The 23,192-nt window shown below is 44.8% G+C and carries 23 protein-coding genes; 11 read left to right on the forward strand and 12 right to left on the reverse strand.

Annotated elements, in window-relative coordinates:
- Window positions 1-49 precede the first annotated feature (49 nt).
- Both murU and L5M51_RS08970 read right to left on the reverse strand, forming a co-directional pair.
- Window positions 50-727 (reverse strand): N-acetylmuramate alpha-1-phosphate uridylyltransferase MurU, encoded by a 678-nt coding sequence (murU, locus tag L5M51_RS08965; RefSeq protein ID WP_263172399.1) that lies wholly within the window; start codon window positions 725-727, stop codon window positions 50-52.
- Window positions 727-1,767, reverse strand: a complete 1,041-nt coding sequence (locus L5M51_RS08970) for an aminoglycoside phosphotransferase family protein (protein ID WP_263172400.1) — start codon at window positions 1,765-1,767, stop codon at window positions 727-729. Before L5M51_RS08970 ends, murU begins: the two co-directional genes overlap by 1 nt.
- Window positions 1,768-1,926: 159 nt before the next feature.
- On the opposite strand from L5M51_RS08970, the gene lptD reads away from it, so the two are divergent.
- From lptD to L5M51_RS09005, 7 genes are all read left to right on the forward strand, one after another.
- Window positions 1,927-4,224 (forward strand): LPS assembly protein LptD, encoded by a 2,298-nt coding sequence (gene lptD, locus L5M51_RS08975; RefSeq protein ID WP_263172401.1) that lies wholly within the window; start codon window positions 1,927-1,929, stop codon window positions 4,222-4,224.
- A 242-nt stretch (window positions 4,225-4,466) separates the two neighbouring features.
- Window positions 4,467-5,771, forward strand: coding sequence for a peptidylprolyl isomerase SurA (surA, locus tag L5M51_RS08980; protein ID WP_105249993.1), 1,305 nt, complete (start codon window positions 4,467-4,469; stop codon window positions 5,769-5,771).
- A 6-nt stretch (window positions 5,772-5,777) separates the two neighbouring features.
- A complete protein-coding gene (pdxA, locus tag L5M51_RS08985) occupies window positions 5,778-6,764 on the forward strand; it encodes a 4-hydroxythreonine-4-phosphate dehydrogenase PdxA (RefSeq protein ID WP_105249994.1) in 987 nt (328 codons plus the stop codon).
- Between the two features lie 15 nt (window positions 6,765-6,779).
- Entirely contained in the window at window positions 6,780-7,586 is an 807-nt protein-coding gene (gene rsmA / locus L5M51_RS08990; RefSeq protein WP_263148338.1) for a 16S rRNA (adenine(1518)-N(6)/adenine(1519)-N(6))-dimethyltransferase RsmA, read from the forward strand.
- Window positions 7,587-7,634: 48 nt separating this feature from the next.
- Window positions 7,635-8,015 carry a Co2+/Mg2+ efflux protein ApaG gene (gene apaG / locus L5M51_RS08995; RefSeq protein ID WP_028761528.1) on the forward strand — a complete coding sequence of 127 codons (381 nt, stop codon included), beginning with the start codon at window positions 7,635-7,637 and terminating at the stop codon, window positions 8,013-8,015.
- 21 nt (window positions 8,016-8,036) lie between these two features.
- Window positions 8,037-8,861 carry a symmetrical bis(5'-nucleosyl)-tetraphosphatase gene (locus tag L5M51_RS09000; protein WP_113939897.1) on the forward strand — a complete coding sequence of 275 codons (825 nt, stop codon included), beginning with the start codon at window positions 8,037-8,039 and terminating at the stop codon, window positions 8,859-8,861.
- A gap of 97 nt (window positions 8,862-8,958) precedes the next feature.
- Window positions 8,959-10,980 carry a methyl-accepting chemotaxis protein gene (locus tag L5M51_RS09005; protein WP_263172403.1) on the forward strand — a complete coding sequence of 674 codons (2,022 nt, stop codon included), beginning with the start codon at window positions 8,959-8,961 and terminating at the stop codon, window positions 10,978-10,980.
- A gap of 235 nt (window positions 10,981-11,215) precedes the next feature.
- Here the strand turns inward: L5M51_RS09005 and L5M51_RS09010 are convergent, their stop codons facing one another.
- The 7 genes from L5M51_RS09010 to rplU form a co-directional block, all read right to left on the reverse strand.
- Complete coding sequence (locus tag L5M51_RS09010) at window positions 11,216-11,629, reverse strand: DUF3718 domain-containing protein (RefSeq protein WP_105249997.1); 414 nt, start codon at window positions 11,627-11,629, stop codon at window positions 11,216-11,218.
- A 219-nt stretch (window positions 11,630-11,848) separates the two neighbouring features.
- The gene (folA, locus tag L5M51_RS09015; RefSeq protein WP_028761532.1) at window positions 11,849-12,331 is read right to left on the reverse strand and encodes a type 3 dihydrofolate reductase; all 483 of its coding nucleotides are present in this window, start codon (window positions 12,329-12,331) and stop codon (window positions 11,849-11,851) included.
- Between the two features lie 27 nt (window positions 12,332-12,358).
- Complete coding sequence (locus L5M51_RS09020; protein ID WP_028761533.1) at window positions 12,359-12,832, reverse strand: threonine/serine exporter family protein; 474 nt, start codon at window positions 12,830-12,832, stop codon at window positions 12,359-12,361.
- Window positions 12,829-13,590 carry a threonine/serine exporter family protein gene (locus L5M51_RS09025; RefSeq protein ID WP_113939893.1) on the reverse strand — a complete coding sequence of 254 codons (762 nt, stop codon included), beginning with the start codon at window positions 13,588-13,590 and terminating at the stop codon, window positions 12,829-12,831. Before L5M51_RS09025 ends, L5M51_RS09020 begins: the two co-directional genes overlap by 4 nt.
- Window positions 13,591-13,617: 27 nt before the next feature.
- Window positions 13,618-14,787 (reverse strand): Obg family GTPase CgtA, encoded by a 1,170-nt coding sequence (cgtA, locus tag L5M51_RS09030; RefSeq protein WP_105250000.1) that lies wholly within the window; start codon window positions 14,785-14,787, stop codon window positions 13,618-13,620.
- A 214-nt stretch (window positions 14,788-15,001) separates the two neighbouring features.
- Entirely contained in the window at window positions 15,002-15,256 is a 255-nt protein-coding gene (rpmA, locus tag L5M51_RS09035) for a 50S ribosomal protein L27 (protein ID WP_006080527.1), read from the reverse strand.
- Window positions 15,257-15,270: 14 nt separating this feature from the next.
- Window positions 15,271-15,582 (reverse strand): 50S ribosomal protein L21, encoded by a 312-nt coding sequence (rplU, locus tag L5M51_RS09040; RefSeq protein WP_006080526.1) that lies wholly within the window; start codon window positions 15,580-15,582, stop codon window positions 15,271-15,273.
- Window positions 15,583-15,854: 272 nt separating this feature from the next.
- Here rplU and ispB point away from each other — a divergent pair, with 272 nt between their 5' ends.
- Window positions 15,855-16,826, forward strand: coding sequence for an octaprenyl diphosphate synthase (ispB, locus tag L5M51_RS09045; RefSeq protein WP_049821790.1), 972 nt, complete (start codon window positions 15,855-15,857; stop codon window positions 16,824-16,826).
- 82 nt (window positions 16,827-16,908) lie between these two features.
- On the opposite strand, the gene ung is transcribed toward ispB, so the two are convergent.
- A complete protein-coding gene (ung, locus tag L5M51_RS09050; protein WP_181800850.1) occupies window positions 16,909-17,574 on the reverse strand; it encodes a uracil-DNA glycosylase in 666 nt (221 codons plus the stop codon).
- A gap of 187 nt (window positions 17,575-17,761) precedes the next feature.
- On the opposite strand from ung, the gene L5M51_RS09055 reads away from it, so the two are divergent.
- Window positions 17,762-18,325: a Tfp pilus assembly protein FimT/FimU gene (locus L5M51_RS09055; protein WP_263172405.1), complete on the forward strand. Its 564-nt coding sequence runs from the start codon at window positions 17,762-17,764 to the stop codon at window positions 18,323-18,325.
- Window positions 18,326-18,399: 74 nt separating this feature from the next.
- A complete protein-coding gene (locus L5M51_RS09060) occupies window positions 18,400-18,720 on the forward strand; it encodes a DUF3144 domain-containing protein (protein WP_105250001.1) in 321 nt (106 codons plus the stop codon).
- 92 nt (window positions 18,721-18,812) lie between these two features.
- Here L5M51_RS09060 and L5M51_RS09065 read toward each other — a convergent pair whose 3' ends face one another.
- Window positions 18,813-19,427 (reverse strand): LysE family translocator, encoded by a 615-nt coding sequence (locus L5M51_RS09065; protein ID WP_105250002.1) that lies wholly within the window; start codon window positions 19,425-19,427, stop codon window positions 18,813-18,815.
- A gap of 277 nt (window positions 19,428-19,704) precedes the next feature.
- Between L5M51_RS09065 and L5M51_RS09070 the strand changes: the two genes are divergently transcribed.
- On the forward strand, window positions 19,705-20,256 hold the full coding sequence (locus L5M51_RS09070; protein ID WP_219255264.1) for a thioredoxin family protein: 552 nt from the start codon (window positions 19,705-19,707) through the stop codon (window positions 20,254-20,256).
- Between the two features lie 141 nt (window positions 20,257-20,397).
- Here L5M51_RS09070 and L5M51_RS09075 read toward each other — a convergent pair whose 3' ends face one another.
- Window positions 20,398-22,974: a TonB-dependent receptor plug domain-containing protein gene (locus tag L5M51_RS09075; protein WP_263172574.1), complete on the reverse strand. Its 2,577-nt coding sequence runs from the start codon at window positions 22,972-22,974 to the stop codon at window positions 20,398-20,400.
- Between the last annotated feature and the right edge of the window lie 218 nt (window positions 22,975-23,192).

Genomic DNA, 23,192 nt, shown 5'->3' on the forward strand with positions numbered 1-23,192 from the left:
ATGTATTTGATGCACTAGCTTAATCCTATGGATATGCCAGCACTGAAATTTACTTGTTACTTTGTAACCTTAGTTCAAGCGCTTGCAATCGTGCAATGGTACCGACATCACACCAAAATCCATTAAACAAGGCACCACTAACTCTGTCTTGAGCCATTTGCGATCTCAACAGCGAGCCCAGTGCAAAGGCTCCCTGCGGCGTGTCATGAAATAGCGCAGGGTGATAAATGCCCATGCCCGAAAACGTGTACTTAACATCGCCACGCTCCTGCACTTGATGATCATTCAAAGCAAAATCGCCATTTGGATGCTGCTCAGGATTAGGCACTAACCATAAGTGAGCGAGCCTATCCGCAGCCAGTTGCGTAATTGGCGGTAAATCATCAATAAACACATCACCATTAATCACTAAAAAAGGTTCGTCGCTTCCGTCCTCACACAATAAAGGCAAAGCGCGTTTAATGCCGCCGCCGGTTTCTAACGCGCTCTCTTCTGCGCTATACCGAATGCGCACCCCAAAAGTGCTGCCATCGCCCAGTGCTTCAACTAACTTATGCCCTAGCCAAGCATGGTTGATGACGATATCGACTATGCCTATCGCGGCAAGTTTTTCAATATGATAAAAAATCAATGACTTACCTAACACTGGCACCATAGGTTTAGGCAAACTATCCGTTAACGGCCGTAACCTTTCCCCTCGTCCAGCGGCCAAAATCATGGCTTTCATTACTTAACCTCAGATGAAGACTGACTCACACTAAACGCAGGTAACACACGACGAGTTAACCAGTGTGCAAATGGCACGAGTTCGGGATACTGCAGCGAGATGTCGACAATATACGTTAATGTCAGTGGAATATCCGCCATATACGCAGGTTTACTATCGCGATAGTTTAATCGTGCAAAAATCCCCACCGCCTTAATGTGGCGCTGTAAGCCCATGAGATCAAACCAAGTTTGATATTGCTCAAAAGGAGTCTGTGCGGGAATAAAACCAAGCGCTAATGCTTGCTGATAATGATACCGCATCAAGTCTGCGACTAACGGCTGTGGCCAACGAATATAACAATCGCGTAGTAGTGATACCGCATCGTAAGTCACAGGACCAACGACAGCATCCTGAAAATCAATCACGCACAGCTTGTCTGCTTGCAGCATAAGATTACGGCTATGGAAATCCCTATGCATTCCCACACTAGGCTGAGATAGCGCATTGCCGACGAGGCGATCAAAAGTATCATTCAGCAACTGCAACTCTGCCGCGTCCAAAGACAAATTAAGATGTGTTCCTAACAGCCACTCAGTAAAAATGTGTAATTCACGGCGCACAAAGGCTTCATCGTAGTTAGGTAATGCCTGTACTAAACCGCTATCAAAATTCTTACACTCAATCACAGCGGCCACTAGCGGTAATAAATCGAGCGCCTGACGGTAAAACCGTTCCACATTTTGTACCGTCAATACAGATAAGAGTTGGGTATCGCCCAAATCACTCATCAACATAAAACCCAAATCGGCATCGGCGTGGATTACTTTTGGAACTGTCAGTCCCACGGCTGAATAAGCATTCGACAGGGCAATAAAGGGGGCGATAGGCACTAACTGAGGCGGTGAATCGGCGGCGATAAAGGTAGCATCAGGCATCGAAATCCGAAAGTAACGCCTAAAACTTGCGTCTCCGGAAATCAACACAGGCATCACCTCACAGGAAAAATAAGCATTCAGCCACTGATTAAGGGAAAGAAATCTCGGATCGGATAAAGTCATTTCATGGCTCTTAAAGAAAAATTGCTTTATTATAGCTGGCATAGAATTTGGAAACAGCTAAGAAATTGAGAGATTTATTAAGCGATGTTGCGTTTGTCAATTGCAACTTTCCCCATCCATACTTGTCCAGAATAAGAAATCATAATTACTGACCTAAAGATGCAGATCCGATACCTTCTGGCCCTGAGCCTGTTACCGCAATTAGTCCTGGCAGACGACTCTCTAACCGCTTCGGCATCCCAATGCTTAATCGAACCGCCAGTACCCCGTATCGTATCTCAAACCCAAGGGATGAGTGCGGCTGAACTCAACAAAATTCGTATTGCGTCTGATAACACCAATGCCGAAATGGGGAAGCAGGCGATTTTCCGTGGCGATGTGGTTTTTAGCCAAGGCGATAGGCACATAGCAGCCGATGAGGCGATTTTAGATCAAGCTACTGAACAGTTTGATGCCAATGGTAATTTAGTCTTTCAAGACAGTAACTTCACCGTTACAGCCGAATCCTTACAAGCTCAAATGCGGACAAACCGTGCCACCCTTAAAGGCGCACAATATTGGATCCATGGCCAACAAGTTCACGGTGATGCCGAAAAACTGCAAATTACTATCAATAACAATTTAATTTTAACGAATACCAACTTCACTACTTGCCCTCCTGACAATGTGTCTTGGCTACTCGAGGCCGAAAAGATCAAGATCAACAGTGAAGAAGAATGGGGCGAAATTTGGAATGCCAAACTAAGAATTGGCGGTGTACCTGTATTCTATATTCCCTACATGACAGTCCCCGTTTCAGACAAACGTAAATCTGGCTTTCTCTACCCTAGTTTTAGCACTAGTACTACTGATGGTGTCGAAATTTCCGCACCCTATTATTGGAATATTGCCCCAGAGTACGATTTAACATTTACACCTAGCTATATGTCAAACCGTGGTTTATTCACTAAAACAGAGTTTGGTTATCTGGCGGGTGAGGCCCAAAATGGCCGAGTCAATTTAGAATATCTAGGCAATGACCAATTGATCGATGGTAGCCCGAATCGCTACTTATATAACTGGCAGCATCAAGGGGCGATCGACAAAAATTGGCGTGTATTAGCGAATTTTACCGATGTATCAGATAACAACTATTTCAATGACTTAAAGTCAGATGTTAACCGTGCAACCGATAACCAGTTATCACGCATAGGTGAAATCAGCTACTTCGAAAGTAACTGGGATCTAAGCACCCGAGTACAAGATATTAAAGTACTGGGTGAGGATGAAAAACCATATCAAGTCATGCCTCAGGTTAACTTTAACTATCGCGCTGCTGATTTTTGGAACAATTTAGATTTTGGTTTCAATTCGGAGCTAACGAATTTTGCCCATCAGGACAACAATGTTAATACGGCGACTCGTTTGTACATGTCACCAAGCGTAACTCTGCCAATACATGGGCCTTCAGGCTCGCTCACCAGTCAAGTTAAGTTGATGCAGACCAATTATTGGCAGCATAACGAAGATCCAGACATAGTTGTTGACGACACAGTGAATCGCACCATCCCGCAGGTACGGATTAATGGTCAAATCAACTTCGAACGTTTTACTGAGCTTTTCGATCAAAACTACCGCCAAACGCTCGAGCCACAATTTCAATATCTTTATGTCGGCTACGAAGATCAACGCAACATAGGCATTTATGATACGGCTCAATTACAGGACGACTACTTTGGTCTATTCCGTGATCGTCGCTTCTCGGGTCTGGATAGGATTTCCGATGCAAATCAAGTCACTCTAGGTGTTACTACACGCCTGTTTGATAGTCACAACCAAGAAGCCACTAAATTCAGTCTAGGACAAATTTTTTATCTGCAAGACAGTAAAGTCGGTTACGAAGACAGTATTTTTGAGTCAAATCAATCAACTTCAGTACTTGCTGCAGAGTTAGATACCCGCTTGTCCCATGATTGGTATATGGGGGCTGCGATTCAGTACGATACCAACACCAGTGACAATAAAAAATCTGAAGTCACCTTAGATTTCAGACCTGAAGCGAATAAATTGCTGCAATTTAGCTATCGCTATGTCCCAGATTTATTGAACTCAAATACCAATGATACAGTGAACATCTCCCAAGCGGGCGTTCGTGGCGCTTGGCCAATCAATGACGACCTCTACTTTGTTGGTAATTGGTATTATGACCTTAACGAAAGCCGCAGTATTGAAACTTACACAGGTATCCAGTACGAATCATGCTGTTACGCAGTAAGACTTAGTTATCATTACCGCATTAAAACCAACTATGACGACAACATAGGTTCTGCCACAATTGATCCTCGTGAGCAGTTTGATAGTGGTATCTACCTGAACTTAATCATTAAGGGACTCGGTGGTTCTGGCCCATTAGGCGTATCCGATATGCTCAATGACGGCCTGTTTAACTACAGAAAACCGCTTTATCTGAGGAATTAGCAAAGAATTGTGATAGATTGCTGAACCTCAACAAGGACTCAGAGTCCAAACAGATTAATGAGTGCTTTACCGTTCACCTTTTGCTAAAGCGAATAAAAGCGGATCTTAAGGTCTAACCTTGCACTCAAATGCGTCGCCAAAAAATTACATTAGGGCAACTCACTGTAATTTCGATATAAATGGTAAAGTTATTTCAATTAAGCCGTCGAACCTGACCTTAGAACGTGCCAAGGATTTTGTGGATGAAACCCAGTAAACATCTGATTTTTGCTTTATTTGCACTCGCGATCAGCCAACCTACATTGGCCGCACCCCAGCCGCTAGACCGCGTTGCAGTCCAAATTAACGATGGCATAGTGCTCGAAAGTGAAATCACTAACATGATTGACACTGTTAAAGCGAATGCCAAAGCAGCAAACCAATCGTTACCTTCTGACAGTGCCCTGCGCACTCAGGTGATTGAGCGTTTAATCTTAACTCGCCTACAATTGCAAATGGCCAGTCGTATAGGGCTGAATATTGGAGACTTACAACTAGACCAAGCGATTGAAAACATCGCACGCGAACAAAAAATGTCTGTCGCACAGATGCAACAAAAAATTGAAAGCGAAGGTTTAAGTTTCAGCCAATACCGAGAACAATTGCGCGAAGAAATCACTCTAGGTGAAATTCAACGTATTCAAGTACAACGCCGCATTCAAGTATCACCACAGGAAATTACTAGCCTAGTCAAACTCATCCAAGAACAAGGGATGAAAGATGTGGAATACCAAATTGGCCATATCCTGATTGACGTGCCTAATAACCCCACCAGTGAACAACTCGAAGCATCAAGCAAACGCGCCAATATCGTATTAGAACGTTTGAAGAGTGGTGAGGATTTCCGTCGTACCGCTATCGCTTCTTCTTCAGGTCCTAAGGCACTCGAAGGCGGTATTTGGGATTATATGAACATCAACGAAATGCCAACTCTGTTCGCCGAAGTGATTAACGGTGCGAAAATGGGTGACATTATCGGCCCGATTAAGAGTGGTGCAGGTTTCCATATTATTAAGATCATGGATGCTCGCGGCCTACAAACCAAAGAAATTGAAGAAGTTAGAGCGCGCCACATTTTGCTCAAGCCATCGCCGATCCTGTCAGAAGACCGCGCTAAAGCCATGCTTGAGCAATTCCTGAAACAAATCCGCTCAGGTGAAGCTAAGTTTGAAGACCTAGCGCGTCAGTACTCAGAAGATCCTGGTTCGGCCACAAAAGGTGGTGAATTAGGTTGGGCAGAACCAAGCATTTACGTACCTGAGTTTGCTCAAACGCTCAATAGTTTGAAAAACGACCAAATTAGTGAGCCATTCCGTACGACTCACGGTTGGCATATCACTCAATTAGAAGAACGCAGAAAAACCGACGCCACAGATCAGTTCAATAGCAACCGTGCGCACCAGTTGATCTTCCGTCGCAAATTTAACGAAGAACTGCAAAACTGGCTAGACGAAATGCGTTCAGACGCATACATTGAAATCTTCCAGCCAGAGACCAATCGAGGTTAATTCTAATTGAGCACTAAACGTATTGCCGTTACCCCAGGCGAACCCGCAGGTATTGGCCCCGATTTAGTCGTACAACTCGCTCAGCAGGCTTGGCCTGCTGAGTTAGTCGTTTGTGCGGATCCAGAATTACTTGCGAGCCGCGCGAAACGACTCGGTTTACAAGTGACTTTCCGCCCTTACCAGCCAAATCAAGCTCCTAAACCGCAAGAAGCGGGCACATTAACCATAGCGCCCTTTAAGTTAGTGAGCGAATCGATTTGTGGTCAGCTCGATGAGCAAAACAGCACTTATGTAGTTGAAACCTTGCGTTATGCGGGCGAAAAAAACATGAGCGGCGAGTTTGATGCTGTCGTGACAGGCCCCGTGCATAAAGGCATTATCAATCAAGCAGGTATTTCCTTTAGTGGCCATACTGAGTTTTTTGCCCATCAAGCAAATTGCCCCGATGTAGTGATGATGCTGGCAACGCCGGGTTTGCAAGTGGCACTCGTGACCACCCATATTCCTCTGGCCTATGTTGCAAAAGCCATAACACGCCAACGCTTACAGCATATTATCAAGATTCTACATGCCGATCTCATCAGCAAATTTGGCATAGTTTCACCGAAAATTTATGTCTGTGGTCTCAATCCACACGCAGGTGAAGACGGCCATTTAGGGCGTGAAGAAATCGACGTGATTATTCCTGCACTCAACGAGTTGCGAGAAGAGTTCCAGATGAATATTGTCGGCCCATTACCGGCCGATACTCTGTTCCAACCTAAATATTTACAGGACGCCGATGTCGTCTTGGCCATGTACCATGACCAAGGACTTCCCGTTCTCAAGTCACAAGGATTTGGCAAATCGGTAAACATCACCTTAGGTTTACCTTATATTCGTACCTCGGTTGACCACGGTACGGCGCTCGATCTCGCGGGTACAGGCAAGGCCGATATTGGCAGTTTTGTCTGTGCTCTGAATAAAGCCATTGAGTTATCCTCAAAGAACTAAACGATTACATTATTAATGAGCAACAAAGTACATTTAGGCCACACGGCCAGAAAGCGTTTCGGACAAAACTTCCTTACCGACGGCAATGTGATTGACCGCATTGTGGGTGCAATTGCACCCGATAATCACCATGTGATGGTCGAAATCGGCCCTGGCCTTGGTGCCTTAACTGAACCTGTAGCCGATGCTGTGGATAATCTGACTGTTGTCGAACTCGACCGCGATCTAGTTGAACGCTTACATCATCACCCAGTCCTTAAAGATAAACTGACCATTCACCAAGGTGATGCACTGCAGTTTGATTTTGGCCAACTGAGTGTGCCAGGCAAAAAGATGAAAGTGTTTGGTAACTTACCTTACAACATTTCAACGCCGCTGATGTTCCACCTGTTCGAATTTGCCGAACAGATTGAAACCATGCACTTTATGCTACAAAAAGAAGTAGTCCTGCGTCTATCGGCAAGCCCAGGCTGTAAAGCTTATGGCCGTTTAACGGTCATGGCACAATACTTCTGCCAAGTGGTTCCGGTTCTCGAAGTGCCGCCCCACAGCTTTACCCCTGCGCCTAAAGTAGACTCAGCAGTCGTACGCTTATTGCCATACGCCGTAAAGCCGTTCCCTTGTAAAGATGTGACCGTACTACGCCACCTTTGTACTACCGCATTCAACATGCGTCGTAAGACTCTGCGTAATAACTTAAAGCACATGTTATCTGACGATGAGTTCGAGCAGTTAGGGATTGACTCAAGTCAACGCCCAGAACAGATTAGCGTGCAGCAGTATGTTGCTATGGCTAACATGGTTTGCGATAAGAAAGCATAAATATGTCTGGGCACTTAGGTGCCCTTATACCAGAGCCTAGGAACAAGAATGAGCGCATTGGACACCTCCATTCGGGTCGAAGTCAAAACTGAGTATATAGAGCAGCAGTCCTCGCCCGAGGATGAAAAGTACCTCTTCAGTTACACCATCACTATCATCAATTTAGGTGAGCAAGCGGCTAAACTTGAAACTCGTCACTGGATAATCACTGATGCCAATGGCAACACCAGTGAAGTCCAAGGTGCCGGTGTTGTCGGTGAAACGCCAACCATTGCGCCGAATACTGCCTATCAATACACCAGTGGTACTGTGCTCGATACGCCACTTGGCATAATGCACGGCACTTATGGTATGGTCAGCGAATCGGGTGAGCGTTTCCAGGCGACAATCCGTCCCTTCCGTTTAGCGACCCCAGGCTTACTACATTAATATCGTTAGGAAAGGGGTACTGTGGCGCATTATTTTGTTGGTGATATTCAAGGCTGTTTCGCTGAGTTACAAAAATTACTCGCTAAGGTCGATTTTAATCCTTCCCGCGATGAACTCTGGGCTGTAGGTGATCTTGTTGCACGTGGACCTGACTCCTTAGCTACGCTACGTTTTTTTCGCTCCTTAGGTGATTCCGCTAAAACGGTTTTAGGTAACCACGATCTCCATCTAATGGCATTACACGGTAAGCTCAAGCGCGCTAAACCCAGCGATAATCTCACTGAAATTCTAGAATCCCCCGATATCTCAGCCTCAATTGACTGGCTGAGACAACAACCTCTTATGCGTGAATTACCTGAACACCAACTCATTATGAGTCATGCGGGTGTACCACCTCAGTGGTCGCTGGAGGTATTAAGAGAAGAATCCGCACTCGTCAGTCGCGCCCTCAAGCACGATGATTATCTTGAGACATTAATAAGCCAAATGTATTCAGATACCGCAGAGCAATGGGATCCAAGTGCAATTGGCATAGAACGCTTACGTTATTGCATCAATGCATTAACACGCATGCGCTATCTTTATGTCGATGGCCGACTTGATTTTGATTGCAAACAACCTCCTGAAAACTGTACTAATCCACAACTCAAACCTTGGTTTGAGTTTGCTTCGCCGCTGCGCCAGAGTCATACCTTAGTATTTGGCCATTGGGCTGCGTTGATGGGCAAGGTCGACGATACTAAATTAAAGGCTTTAGATACAGGCTGTTGCTGGGGTGAACACTTAACCTTATGGCATCTTGAAAAAGACCAAAAAATTACGCAAAAAAAGTTAAAAAAGAGTTAAACTAAAACAGCTTAAAGTCGATAACAGACTGAGCCGCCTAACCCTGAATATCACCCTGTTTTCATTTGGAAAAATATAATAAAAATCGGAGTATCCTATGAAATTTAATGTAGCCACCAGAGTGATTGGCGGATTTGGTATTGTCACACTTTTACTCGTGTTGCTAGGATTTACATCTTATTTAACCAACAATAGCCTAAAAGCCAGCTCTGCTATGATGCAAGAATTAAGCTTGCCCGCGCTAAAATCGACAAACCACCTTAGTGAAGCATTGAGTGAGCAACAAAGACAAATCCTGATTGCCTATAACACTCCTAGATCGGCAAATATCCCGAATATTCGTAAAGTGTTTGAAGACCACGGGACTCAGTTCAAAAACGAAATTGCCACCCTCACTCAGTTAGTCAAGAGCCAGCAGAATCTATCTTCTTTAATTGCCCAATTAAGCGGCAGCTTTGCTACCTTTGAGCGAGATAGTATTGCCATGATCGCCGAACGTGAGGCCTCATTGAGCAAGCAAGAACAGCTAGTTGAACTAAAGAAAAAGCTCGAAAATGCCGCCGATGATGCCTCATCAGAACTGCTCGATATTGTTGATTTAGAAAGCAGTCAGAATCCCGATGAGCAGAGTCTTGCTGCATCAGCCAGCGCTATTGATACTAGTCTCGGAAATATCATCACTACTATTGCAGATTTAGTAACGAATGACGAAGACAGTAAGCACGAACTGATCTCAAAGGAACTTGACTACATTATCAGCGAAACCAAGAACAAACTTGAATATGTGAATCGTCACGGTCAAGGTATTGTCGAAGCGGATACCTTAAGCTCGGTCACTAAAGATATCGAAAAAGTATTAGCGCTCGTCACCGGTCCGCAATCTATGTTGCTGCTAAAATCGAGTCAGCTCTCCCACTCCAAAGAAGCTGTGATAAAACTAGGCATTATCGAAAATGATGTGAAAGTCATCAATTCCAACATGAATGATGTCAGCGATAACATCGAACTTGTTGCCGCGAACATGAGCAATGACACTATAGCCAAGATTGACTCTGCCAGCATACAAACCATGATTGTCGTGTTAATAGCAATCGTTGTCGCTGTGATTGTGAGTTTTGCTGTGGTGAATCCACTAAAACGCTCACTCAGCCAAGTGAACAATGCCCTTAACGTCTTAGCCTCAGGCAACCTTACCCATAAACTAGATGATTCTGGACACGATGAATTTGCCGAACTAGCAAAAAACTGTAATCGTCTCGTCGATAGCTTACGCAGTTTAATCATAGGTATTTTAGATAGGTCAAATCAACTTGCCGCGGCAGCCGAACAAACATCGGCAATCACAGCACAAACCACCTCAAGCATACAAGAACAAAAAAGCCAAGTTGACCAAGTGGCTACTGCAACAACTGAACTTAGCTCTAGTGCTCAGCAGGTGTCTTTAAGTGCCAACCAGGCCCTTGAGCAAATCAAACAGGCTGATCAAGAAACTCAGCATATGCGTGCCATTGCGCAAGAGAACAAACTGACTATTTTGGCTTTAGCCGATGAAGTGGCTAAAGCGGGTGTTGTGATCAATAAAGTGCAGTCGGACAGCGCCTCTATTGGCTCAATTTTGGATGTGATCCGTGGTATTGCAGAACAGACTAACCTACTCGCCCTTAACGCCGCTATTGAAGCCGCCCGTGCGGGTGAACAAGGTCGTGGTTTTGCGGTAGTTGCCGATGAAGTGCGTAGTTTAGCCTCACGCACTCAAGTGTCGACCCGAGAGATCCAACAGATGATCGAAGTGTTGCAGCAAGGTGCAGAGCAAGCCGTTGCCGCCATGGATATGGGGCGTGCTCAAGCCAACGCCTGTGTTGAAAAAACGGAGCAAGCCAACATTGCCCTCGAAACCATCAGCCAATCTGTGCATAAGGCCTATGATTCTGGCACCCATATCGCCCATGCTGCGCAGGAACAGAATTTAGTAAGCCAGCAAGTTTCTGAAAAACTAGAGCATATTGCAGCAATTTCAGAAGAAACCGCTATCGGTGCAGATCAAACGGCTCAGTCTAGCCATCAAGTCGCCAAATTAGCCGAAGAACTCCAAGCTTCGGTCGGTGAATTTAGAGTCTAATGTTTATCACCACTAAAACCTAGGGTCGCTTAGCGGCCCTTTCTTTTGAGACGAATTCACTTTCCTATCTTACTGACGACTCGAACTGTCCGGCCTTTGCACAAATTAAGGCCATAAAAAATGCCAAACTTAAGTTTGGCATTTTTATCTAGCTTAATGCTAGATACTTGATATTAGACGTTTAATATAACGTAGCAGCAAATAGGGCTAAAGTGCCGCTAAGTTCAAATCCGCATTACTCTTCTTCACCGCCCGCAGCAGCGCCAAGACGCTCTTTCACTGCAGCGGTAATTGGGCTAGCACCATGACCGTTTGCTTCAGCCCAAGCTTGGATAGTCATCCCATCAGCTTCAGCAACACTCAATTCAGTCGCCGACAAACGCTTAGCCACAAACTCACCGGTATCGTTCGCACTCGCACCGTAAGCGGTGCGCAATAGACTTGCACCATCGCAACTGATACCACTGTAAATCTGACGTAACTTAACGCGGCTTTCTTTTAACTTTTTACGTAAGCGGTTTTTGTCGTTAGCTTTTACATAATCACAAAGACTCGCTACGAGTGGATCTTCCCCCGCAACAGCAGAGGTTGGTACAGCAATAGAACTAAATCCAATTAACGCAGCCAAGGCCACAGGCATAAGACGCATCCGATACTCCTTAATACTTTCTTATAGTTTTATTATCAATTCTGTATGGGCTGCATCTATTGTCTAAATGATATTGACCTCTTGGCTTTAGCTCTCGTTCGAAATCTAGGATAACGAAATAGGCTATCTCTTTCCGTGAAAACTAAATGTCCGATATGATGCAATACGTTAGATAAACTGACGCCCCATACACACAGGGTACACAACAGAAGCTGCAATTTAACATTTTTTTACCAAATTGATAAAGCGATATTCCAAACCAGCCGCATTTATACTCGCCAAAGATTCAGTTTCCTTCCAAGTCCCATCGTCCCAGTGGGGGAAAAATGTATCGCCTTCCACCTCAAGATTGATTTGCGTCAAATATAAGATATCGGCGCAGGGCAATAACTCGGCATAAAGCTGGCCACCACCTATAACCACTAACTCTTCACATTCACCAGCAGCTTGTTTGGCTGCATCAAATGAGGTCACACAGGTCACGCCCTCAATCACAAGATCCGTTTGGCGTGAAATCACTATGTTATGTCGACCAGGAAGAGGCCTACCGATTGACTCAAAGGTCTTACGCCCCATCACAACAGGCTTGCCTAGGGTCATCGCTTTAAAGTGACGTAGATCTTCTGGAAGATGCCATGGCATTTTATTATCTTTTCCGATGACTCGATTGTTTGCCATCGCGGCTATCATAGCAATGCGCATGCTCACTCCTGTTTTATAGAAATAGAATTATTGAATGACGGGGCGGGTCCTGAAATACAGCAAACTCGGCATGGCCAAACCCACAGCTAACGCCCCTAGAATAAAGACAGTTTTGAGGCCATTACTAATCACTTGCCCCGTCAGTTCAGGACTGACTTGAGATTGAGCGGTCAATTGCACTAAGGCAATCACAGTATTAAATGCATAAGTGCCTGGGATCATAGGAATAATCGCGGCGACAGCATACATTAAAGGTGGCGCTAAATGGCGCTTACCAAACCCTATGGTAATAATCCCTACTAATGCCGCTGCGGCGAAGGTTGCCCACTCGATTGGCAGACCAAACTGTAACATTAAAGTACGGGAACTATGGCCAATAGCTCCCGCTAAAGCGCAGTAAGGAAGAAATCGTTTAGGAACATTAAATACCATAGCAAATCCTACGGCGGGAATTGCTGAGAAAAAAGCATCGTGCAAAAGAGCTATCAATAATTCCATCATAGGAAAATTCCGCCGATCTGCATCGCAATCGTAATGCCAATCACAGAAGAAACGGTCAGCAAAGTAGCATGACCCCAGCGGGATATACCGACATTCATGTGCCCTTTTACCATGTCGGAAATCGCATTAATCATCGGAAAACCCGGCACTAACATCAGCACACTCGCGGCCATAGCAGCCTTAGGAGTTTCACTTAACTCAAACAAATAACCCGTTTGAGCCAGCATACTGGTGACGAAAGCAGTGATGGCAAAATTGACTAATAAATTAAAATGCCGCTTAGCAATTGCTAAACGAACCGACATACCCACTGCCGCGGCAAAAAAAGTAATCACGCATGCAGTGAGATCGCCATTAAATAAATGACAGAAGCTAGCGCACGACAGGCCAATCATGAATACCACTAAGCTAGGAGGATAGGTTTTAGGTTCAATCCGCGCCAAGCGTTTACGCACTTCATTTGGGCCATACAACCCCTTTTCAGCGAGTAAACAGATACGTTGTAATTCACAGACGACTGTCATGTTAATGCCATGCTCACGAATACGACGAGTAGTTGTGATACAGCGACCATGAACCAAACTGGTTAACACGAGGGAATTAGAGGAAATAGAGAGTTCTACGCTGGCAAGACCTAAAGCCTGACCTAGACGCTGGCTGATTTCTTCAACTAAATCAGATTCCGCGCCGTAGGCCAGTAGCAATTGTGCAGCACGCACAACTTGCCGAGTAATATCATTTTGAGTATCAGCGTACACAGAACTCTCAAAACTCAAAGATTACTATTATCTTTGGTAAATAACTTCTACGTCGTAGTCGTCATCATCAAAGTCGTCGTCATCATCTTCATCAACATAGTCTTCATTCAATGAATCAAGGTTTGCTTGATGATAATTATCCCACTTGAACTCAACTTCACTATCTGGGTCGACTTCATTGTCTTCAGGTGGAAGACTCGCAATGTAATCGAGGAGTTTTAATGCCAACTCACTGGTACCGTCGCGGTTATAGGCGGAGATAGTATAGACATCACCTTCCCAACCCATTTCTTTAACGATACGATCAACCTTCTCTTGCAGCTCTTCTTCAAGCAGCAGATCGGTTTTGTTAAAGACTAACCAACGTGGCTTACTCGCCAACTTTGGAGAGTATTTTTCAAGCTCACCTACGATAGCGCGCGCAGACTCAACCGGATCGGTTCCGTCAATCGGCTCAATATCTATGATGTGCAGCAGAATACGACAACGCTCAAGATGCTTTAAGAAGCGAATACCTAAACCCGCACCATCGGCAGCGCCTTCGATGAGACCAGGAATATCCGCAATCACAAAGCTTTGTCCAGGACGTGGATTAACCACACCTAAGTTAGGCACCAGTGTTGTAAACGGATAATCAGCCACTTTCGGCGTTGCACGGGAAACCGCACGAATGAATGTCGACTTACCCGCGTTAGGCATGCCAAGCAAACCAACGTCAGCCAGCAGTAACAACTCTAATTTAAGGCTACGAACTTCACCGGGTGTGCCTAACGTCTTTTGACGTGGGGCACGGTTAGTACTGCTCTTAAAACGAGTGTTACCTAAACCATGGAAACCACCTTTGGCAACCAATAGCTTTTGACCGTGGGTTGTTAAATCCCCAAGGACTTCTTCAGTATCATGATCGACCGCGCGAGTACCAACAGGAACTTTTAAGATCAGATCTTTACCGCTATGACCAGTACAATCACGGCCACGACCATTTTCGCCACGTTCAGCCATGTGAAAACGTTCAAAACGGAACTCGATCAAAGTGTTGAAGTTTTCGTCAGCTTGCAGGAAAACACTGCCACCGTCGCCACCATCACCACCATCAGGACCACCATCAGGTACATACTTTTCGCGCCTAAAGCTAACACAACCGCTACCGCCGTCGCCTGCTTCGACCCTAATTACTGCCTCATCGACAAACTTCATACTTACTCCTGGCACCACTGAATGAAGCAATTATACCGTCTAACTTCATTGGTCGCCAAAAAACTCGAGATACTTTGCTCCCAATCTTACCTGTCAATGCTCATTCTTGGTAATCATTTACCAACTCAAGCATCTACACGGCGTAAATAGAAGCACAAAAAACAGAAAGCCCCACCAATGGCGGGGCTTTAACAGTATAAGCTAGGTTCGAAAGTTAAGCTTCGATGCTAATAAACTTACGGTTATTAGCGCCTTTAACTTCGAATTTAACTTTACCGTCAGTCAGAGCAAACAGAGTATGGTCACGACCAATACCTACGTTTACACCAGCGTGGAATTTAGTACCACGTTGACGAACAATAATGTTACCAGCTAGAACTGATTCACCGCCAAAGCGCTTAACACCTAGACGTTTACTTTCTGAATCGCGGCCGTTACGAGTAGAACCGCCAGCTTTTTTATGTGCCATGAGTTAGACTCCTATTATGCGTTGATAGCAGTAATTTTAACTTCAGTGAACCACTGACGGTGGCCCATTTTCTTGTCGTGGTGCTTACGACGACGGAACTTAACGATAGTAACTTTATCGCCACGACCGTGACTTACAACTTCAGCAACGACTTTACCGCCAGCCACTAAAGGAGCACCAACATGCACTGTTTCGCCATCAGCGATCAAAAGAACTTGATCGAACTCGATAGTTTCGCCAGTTGCAACTTCTAACTTTTCTAAACGTACTGTGTGGCCTTCAGCTACACGGTGTTGTTTACCACCACTTTGAAAAACAGCGTACATAGCTATTTTACTCCAATTCCTAACACGCGGGCTCATTCTTGGATGAGGCAGGGTGCTACAAAAACTTTATTGACAATGGGCGCGGAGTTTACGCGAAGAATCTAACTCTGGCAAGCCCTAATTAGGAAAGAATAAAAAAAGACCGGATTAACTCTCACATTAGTTGAGCTAGTGCTGTCATATGTCAGAATTTTAGGTAAAATTCATTTCATTATAACACGTGAGCCTAAACAGGGGCCGGGTACGTAATGACCCCACAACCAGAGTCTATTATGGATTTAAACGCTATTCGTCAACTGGCTGACACTGATATGCAAGCAGTCAATCAGCTGATATATAAACAGCTTGAATCAGATGTCGCCCTAATTAATCAATTAGGTTTTTACATTATTAATGGTGGTGGTAAACGTCTTCGTCCTCTGCTGTCGGTTTTAGCCGCACGTGCGGTGAGCTACGAAGGCGAAGCACATCTTAAGCTAGCGGCGATTATTGAGTTTATCCATACAGCCTCATTGCTCCATGATGATGTCGTTGATGAATCGACGTTACGCCGCGGACGAGAAACCGCCAATGCACTGTTTGGCAATAGTGCCAGTGTGCTAGTCGGGGATTTCCTTTATACCCGCTCATTCCAGATGATGACCGAACTTGACAACATGAAAGTGCTCAGAGTGTTAGCTGATACGACTAACGTGTTGGCCGAGGGTGAAGTCTTACAGCTGATGAATTGTAATGACCCAGACACCACTGAAGAAAGCTATATGCGGGTCATTTATTGCAAAACAGCCAAGTTATTTGAAGCCGCTACGCTACTTGCGGGCGTGCTAGCAGGTGCAACGCCTGAGCAAGAAACCGCCTTAGGCAACTATGGTAAATATCTCGGCACCGCCTTTCAGCTCACCGACGACTTACTCGACTATACCGCCGACAGTGACGAGCTAGGTAAGAATATTGGCGATGACCTTGCCGAAGGTAAACCGACTCTGCCACTCATCTATGCCATTGCCCATGGCACAGACGAAGAGAAACAGCTCATACGTCAAGCAATTGAGCAAGGTGATGGTACTCAGGCCATAGATAAAATCGTAGCAGCACTGCACCATTGCGGCGCGTTAAACTACACCCAACAAAAAGCAATTGAAGAATCAGAGAAAGCGATCGCGGCATTATCTGCTTTACCCGATAGCGACTATAAGCAAGCCTTAGTAACACTAGCTAAGATTTCGGTCGACAGAAACCACTGATTGCTAACTAATGTAGTTTCGCCCCAAAAATAAGGTCTTACTCAGTAAGACCTTTTTTATTGCTTTAACCGCAATCCTAAAATCAAACCTGCCAAAGGATCGGCGTTTCGCCTCGCTCAAGCAATAATTGATTAACTTGAGAGAAATGCCCACAACCAAAAAAACCGCGATAAGCCGATAAAGGTGAAGGATGCGGTCCTGTGAGCACTTGATGTTGCGGTGCGTTAATGACTTGACCCTTTTTAATGGCATGACTGCCCCAAAGCACGAAAATAATCGGCTGAGTCTGCCGATTTAATAATTCCAGCACCGCAGTCGTAAAGACTTCCCACCCGGCTTTGGCATGGGAATGCGCCTTGCCTTGCTCAACGGTCAGCACCGTATTGAGCATCAGTATCCCCTGCTCCGCCCATGCGGATAAATCACCATGGGATGGCACAACAAAACCTTCAATATCCGTCGCTAACTCTTTGTACATATTGGCTAAAGATGGCGGTGGTTTTATCCCGCGTTTAACCGAAAAACATAAACCATGGGCTTGATCTGGGCCGTGATAGGGATCTTGGCCAATCAAAACCACTTTGACTTGTTCAAGGGGCGTCATACTAAAAGCATTGAAAACATCAACTTCGGGGGGATAAACCACTTTCCCAGCCCTGCGTTCATTATCAACAAATGCGCTTAGTTGCTGAAAATAAGGCAAAGCTCTTTGCTCATCAATAAATGTTTGCCATGTCACCTGAGTCACTATTTTACTTCCTCAATTCTATAATCGGGTTAGCTTAAAAGTCCTGTAGTGGTATGGCAAGTTTGCAGACCTTACTTGCCGCTAAGTAATACCCCTAAACCCGCTAGGTCTCACGTTAAGACTTTCAATTTAAAACATTCGAAATTAAGTGATATAGTGCGCCCATTCTCGCACACTTTGATACGTAATGATGATCCAACATTCTGATAAATCAATTCAAAGACATCAAACGGGTTTCACCTTAATTGAACTTGTGGTGGTCATCATAGTGCTCGGTATTTTAGCCGTAGTGGCCCTGCCAAAATTTATCAATGTGCAACAAGATGCGCAAATTGCAACCGTTAAAGCGGCAGGCGGAGGCTTTAAATCAGCTATCAATCTGGCACGTTCCGTATGGGCTGTAAAAGTGGACTCAGGTCCAAAAGAGGATTTACCCGTATTTGGTACGGCACAATCCGAACAAATAGATTTCAACGCCTTCGGTTGGCCAGCACAACACTATATCCATGGTAATGAGGCCTCTCCGGCACTCGATAATGTCGAAGACTGTATATCGGTATGGGAAGTATTATTTCAAAATGCCCAGCCAAGTGTCTCGCGCTTGAATATTGATGCGACTGAAACCGACTATAAAGCCAGTTATACCGATCCTGGCCAGTGCACTTATTTGTATCGAACAAACGATAAACTGTCGATTAATTATGACTCCCATACAGGAGTCGTCATTACCGACACAGATCCCAATAGTTAATGCCTGACGATTCCTTCTTACACCAATTAAGTTAGAATCGAACTTTAATTTGTTACTTTTTTAGAGTGAACGCCATGACCGACACGAGCAGCACCACCATTTACGAACTTGCCGATCAGTTTATTGCCTTAGCCAATCAGCTAAGCCAACAAGAAGCAGATGTAGGTAAAGTTGGCACAGCACTCCGTTTTGCCGCAGCACGTTTTAATGCCTTCGAAGCCGCGATTAAATCAGCGGATCTCGGTGCAGAAAAAGAGAGCGCATTAGAATGGTTTAGCAGTGAATTCAAAGAAATGCTGAGTGACAACTTAGACGACCACATTGCCAATCCACCCATTATCCAAGAAAGTGTGGCAGAAGAAGCTGATAATTCTGTGCAAATGTTTAAAGGCTAATCACGCCTTGATTTAAATGCATAGCCATAAACAAACACGCCATCGATTGATGGCGTGTTTGTTATTTAAAACCAATGATTTTAGATAGATCACTAAAGCGTGTACACCACACGGATCGCCAGCAATATCAATACTACGCCGGACAACTTATCAATTAACCCCGCTTTTTCTCTCAACTTAGGCAACACACTCGAGTGGGATAGCAATAAGGCTATCAAAGTGTACCAAAGACCATCGACTACTAACGGTGTAAAAACAATTAATGCTTTAGCCGTCATGCTGTCGGCGACCATCACAAATTGGCTGAATAACGCAAGAAAAAATAGCATTATCTTAGGGTTGAATAAAGAAATAGCAATACCATCACGGGCTGCGGTTAAGGTATCTGTCGCCTCCCCTGCAGCCAATTTAGCTTGCATACCGCCATTGGAACGCAGCGCTTGAACTCCCATCCAAGCAAGGTATAAGGCACCGAGAATCGCAATGCCATTAAAGACTAAGGGCGCCTTTTTAAGGACTACGGCTAAGCCCAGTAACGTCACCAGCGCATAGATCCCAATCCCTATCGAGTGTGCCCAAGCACAGACGATCCCCTTTCCCCGCCCACCACCTAAAGTATGACGTACTACCATAGTCAAACTTGGGCCCGGCGACATAGCCCCCAAACAACAAATAGCCAATAAACCTAACCAAGTACTCCAACTCATTGATGACACCTTTCGCCGAATAAAAATGCCCACTGCAGGGCCTTAAACTTGCTTGCCATTCTAGCATCGCGCCATCAAGGCGTTAACGCTAATAAATCCATTTTCAATAAATGAACAGTCATTTAAGAGAACCCAAAACGCGATAATCCCATAAATTCACACTGATTTAAGCCGTTAACCGCTAAGATTAGCGCTAACCTAAGTCTTTATAGCCAAACCTTAATACCTAAGCCTTCATCGCTATTATCACAAAGGCGATTCTCAATCAGGAAATTTTATGAACACTATAACGCTGACCAGTATTTTTATTCTTTGCCTATTAATAGGTGCGATCTTATTGCTGCTTTGGCAAAGACAAAAAGGTAAAACCATACCACTGACGGTGATTTTTGTGCTGGGATTTTTCGCCTTAGGACTCAGTGCTATTATTGGATTTGTGCACAAAAGCGAGGATTACCAAGCCTATCAAAAACTACAATGGCACACCTTAGCCCCAGAGAAAATCGCGCCTCTGGTTGCCCAAGGCTATACCGTCTTTGTCGATATTACCTCTGATTGGTGCACCATCTGCCAAACGAATAAAGCGGAAGTCACCCACAGGGAGCAAATTGTAAATGCCTTGATGGCCGACAATATCATTCTGATGCAAGGAAACTGGAGTGAGGCGAATAAAACGATTGAAACCTATATGCGCCACGAAGGAGTCCCCGGCACGCCCTACAATAAAATTTATGGTCCAAGCGCCCCCAATGGAATTCTCTTGCCGTCAAAACTCAGTATGAGTGATGTGTTAAATGGTTTAGTTGCCGCGCAAACGAATCGTAACTAAGCACTAAACCATATTTAGGACGAGTCAAATACGAATAAAAAAGGCTGCATTGCAGCCTTTTTGCTTACTTCACTTCTATTTATAAAAGCCAAATTTCTTGAAAGGTGGGTTAGAAATCGCTTCTATAAATTGGCTTACTCATTAAAAACGGTAATTCACTCGACCATAGTAGAAACCGCCGTTGTAATCGAATGGCCCACTTTCATAATAAACGCCACCGAGTTCACCCAAGGTCCCTTCTTTCAGCTTTTGCGCTTCTTGATCAAATAGATTATTAGCCCCCACCGCCAGCGTTAAACCATCAAGTAATTGATAGCTCATTTCAAGATCGACGGTCACCGCAGCATCAGCCATTTCAGAGCCCCAATCAGAGGTATCGTCAGCATGAGTCGCATAGTACTCGCCAAAATAGTTACCACGCAGTAACAGGGTTAACTTGTCCCATGACTGTGCCCAAGTTAAGGTGGCACGGTGCGCAGGAATACCATCTTCTAAACGGCGAACTTTACCCGCATCGGTCGTTTTAAGATCAAACTTATCAACGCTGGTATCGGTCCAACCATAGGCAAGACTGAATTTAGCATTACCCGATAGGATTTCCGCATCATAGGAGGCGACGATATCGATACCTTGAGTCGTAGTATCAAAGTCATTGGTGTAATAGCTCACGCCTTGGATCAACTCAGGGAACTCAACCCCTGCGGCACGTAAGGCATCATAATCTGTAGCCTCAACATCAATCTTACTCGACTGTGCAATACGGCCCTCTACGGCAATGTTGTAATAATCGACCGTTAAGAGGAAGCTTTCGTACTCATATACAGCCCCAATCGCATAACTAATCGACTCTTCTGGCTTTAACACTTCACCACCGTAAAATGCCGCAAGCGGATCGGTTGGGGGGGCAATAAAGGTCTGGATCAATTCACCATCGATGATCGATGTCTGGGTATTCACCACGTTTTCTTGGCCAACCGTTGGCGCACGAAAGCCAGTGCTGTGTGAGGCGCGGAACGACAATTCATCCGTTGCAGAATACTGCAACGTCAATTTGTAATTTAACGTATCACCAAAGGTTGAGAAGTCTTCGTAACGCAGTGCTAAACCGAGTAACCAGTCATCACTTAAATAAGCTTCTAAATCCGTATAAATACCGATATTGTGGCGAGAGTTTTTACCCGCAGATTCTGGGCCAAAGCCTTTAAAACCGTGCGCACCAATGTTGAAACCTTGGTTAGCATAAGGGCCTGCAATCCACGAGGCTTCATCACCTTGAGAAATCTCAAACGACTCATTTCGCCATTCAAAACCAGAAGCGAAACTAATGTCTTCAATGCCTCCTAAGGTTATGAAGCGCGAGAAATCGAGGTTAACGGTAGTTTCAACTTGCTCGTAAGCTCCCGTATCGAAATCCGTCGGGGTATCTAATCCCAGTGATGGATTCAACGAATTTTTAAGACCAAAACTGGCTTTGTTCGCCCCCGTACCAGCACTGAAATCATAATTCCATTCACCGATATCGCCTTTTACACCTGCGAAGAAGGACATATCTTCAATGGTGCCAGTGAACTGCGGCGTATAACCACCTGGAAATATCTGGTTCATAGCAAAGCAATTTGGGTCGGCAACCATCGCCTTGTATGCATCAGTGTCGAGTACGTTGCCGTCACTTCCATCAGCATTTTTAGGGATAGGTACGAGTCCACATGTTGATGGATCACCATTTACTGCGCCCACAAGTAAATTCTGGCCACCATCATTGGAATACACGTTGCTACGATTTTGTGGGTAACGATAATAGAAGCCCCCCACGGCATCACGGGAAGACAAATTACCAAAGGCATAAGCATGCATGTTGGCATTAATGTCTAAACCTGAGTTGATGAACACTGAATAGTCATCATTAATCTCAGGATTACCCCACACTTGTGCGGGGTCATTAATCGCGGTATTACCCTGCTCGGCTAAGTTAGCCGCATCAGGACGCTGCACACTACGGCTAGTGGAGTCAGCATTTTTATACTGGAAGCTCAAATTGACGAAGCCATTTTCAGTCACAGGTAAACCGACATCACCTTCGACCGTAGTTGTAGCACCATCACCCTCGTAATATTCTCCTTGGGTCACAGTGATGGAACCACCCTCGGAATTATCTTTTAAAACAAAGTTCATGACTCCGGCAATCGCATCCGACCCATACTGCGCAGCAGCACCGTCGCGCAACACTTCAACTTGCTTTAATGCAGAACCAGGAATAACTGAGATATCAGGACCTTGAGCGCCATCGTTAATCCCACCACCTTGGAACGCAATCACAGATGCACGGTGACGACGCTTACCGTTGACTAGCACTAGCGTACTGTCTGATGGCAAACCCCGTAAATTAACGGGACGAACTAAGGTTGCTGCATCACTAATGGGTTGAGCGCGTGAGTTAAACGATGGCACCGAAGTCACTAACATATCAATCATGTCAGTTGAGCCATTTTTTTTAAGGTCGTCACTACTAATAATATCAATAGGAACGGGGGAATCGCCGATTGAGCGTGGTGCCGCACGGGACCCTACAACTGCAATTTTTTCAACGTTCTCATTTTTAACAGCCGTCTCATCTTCTTCTGCTATTACCTGCGGACTGATTAAACTACCAGACAAGGCTAGAGTAATCGCCAGACTCACTGCACTTAATCCAAACTTCTGCTTCTTTGAGGTCATCATATTCATCCCAACTGCTTATTATTTTTAGAATACCTGACCTGCTTTGTGCGATTCTCGTCCCTAAACCTTGCTACCACGGCCAACACAAAATCACATTGCACAAACATTTTTATAACATAAATAAAACAATATCCAATGCTAAATCAGACTTTTGGATGAATATTAGTCATTTATCTTTTATATCAATTTCTTAGATGAAAATATTTTTTAGAGTATGG

Origin of the sequence: Shewanella sp. SM73 (assembly GCF_025653795.1) — a bacterium.
Lineage (GTDB): Bacteria > Pseudomonadota > Gammaproteobacteria > Enterobacterales > Shewanellaceae > Shewanella > Shewanella oncorhynchi.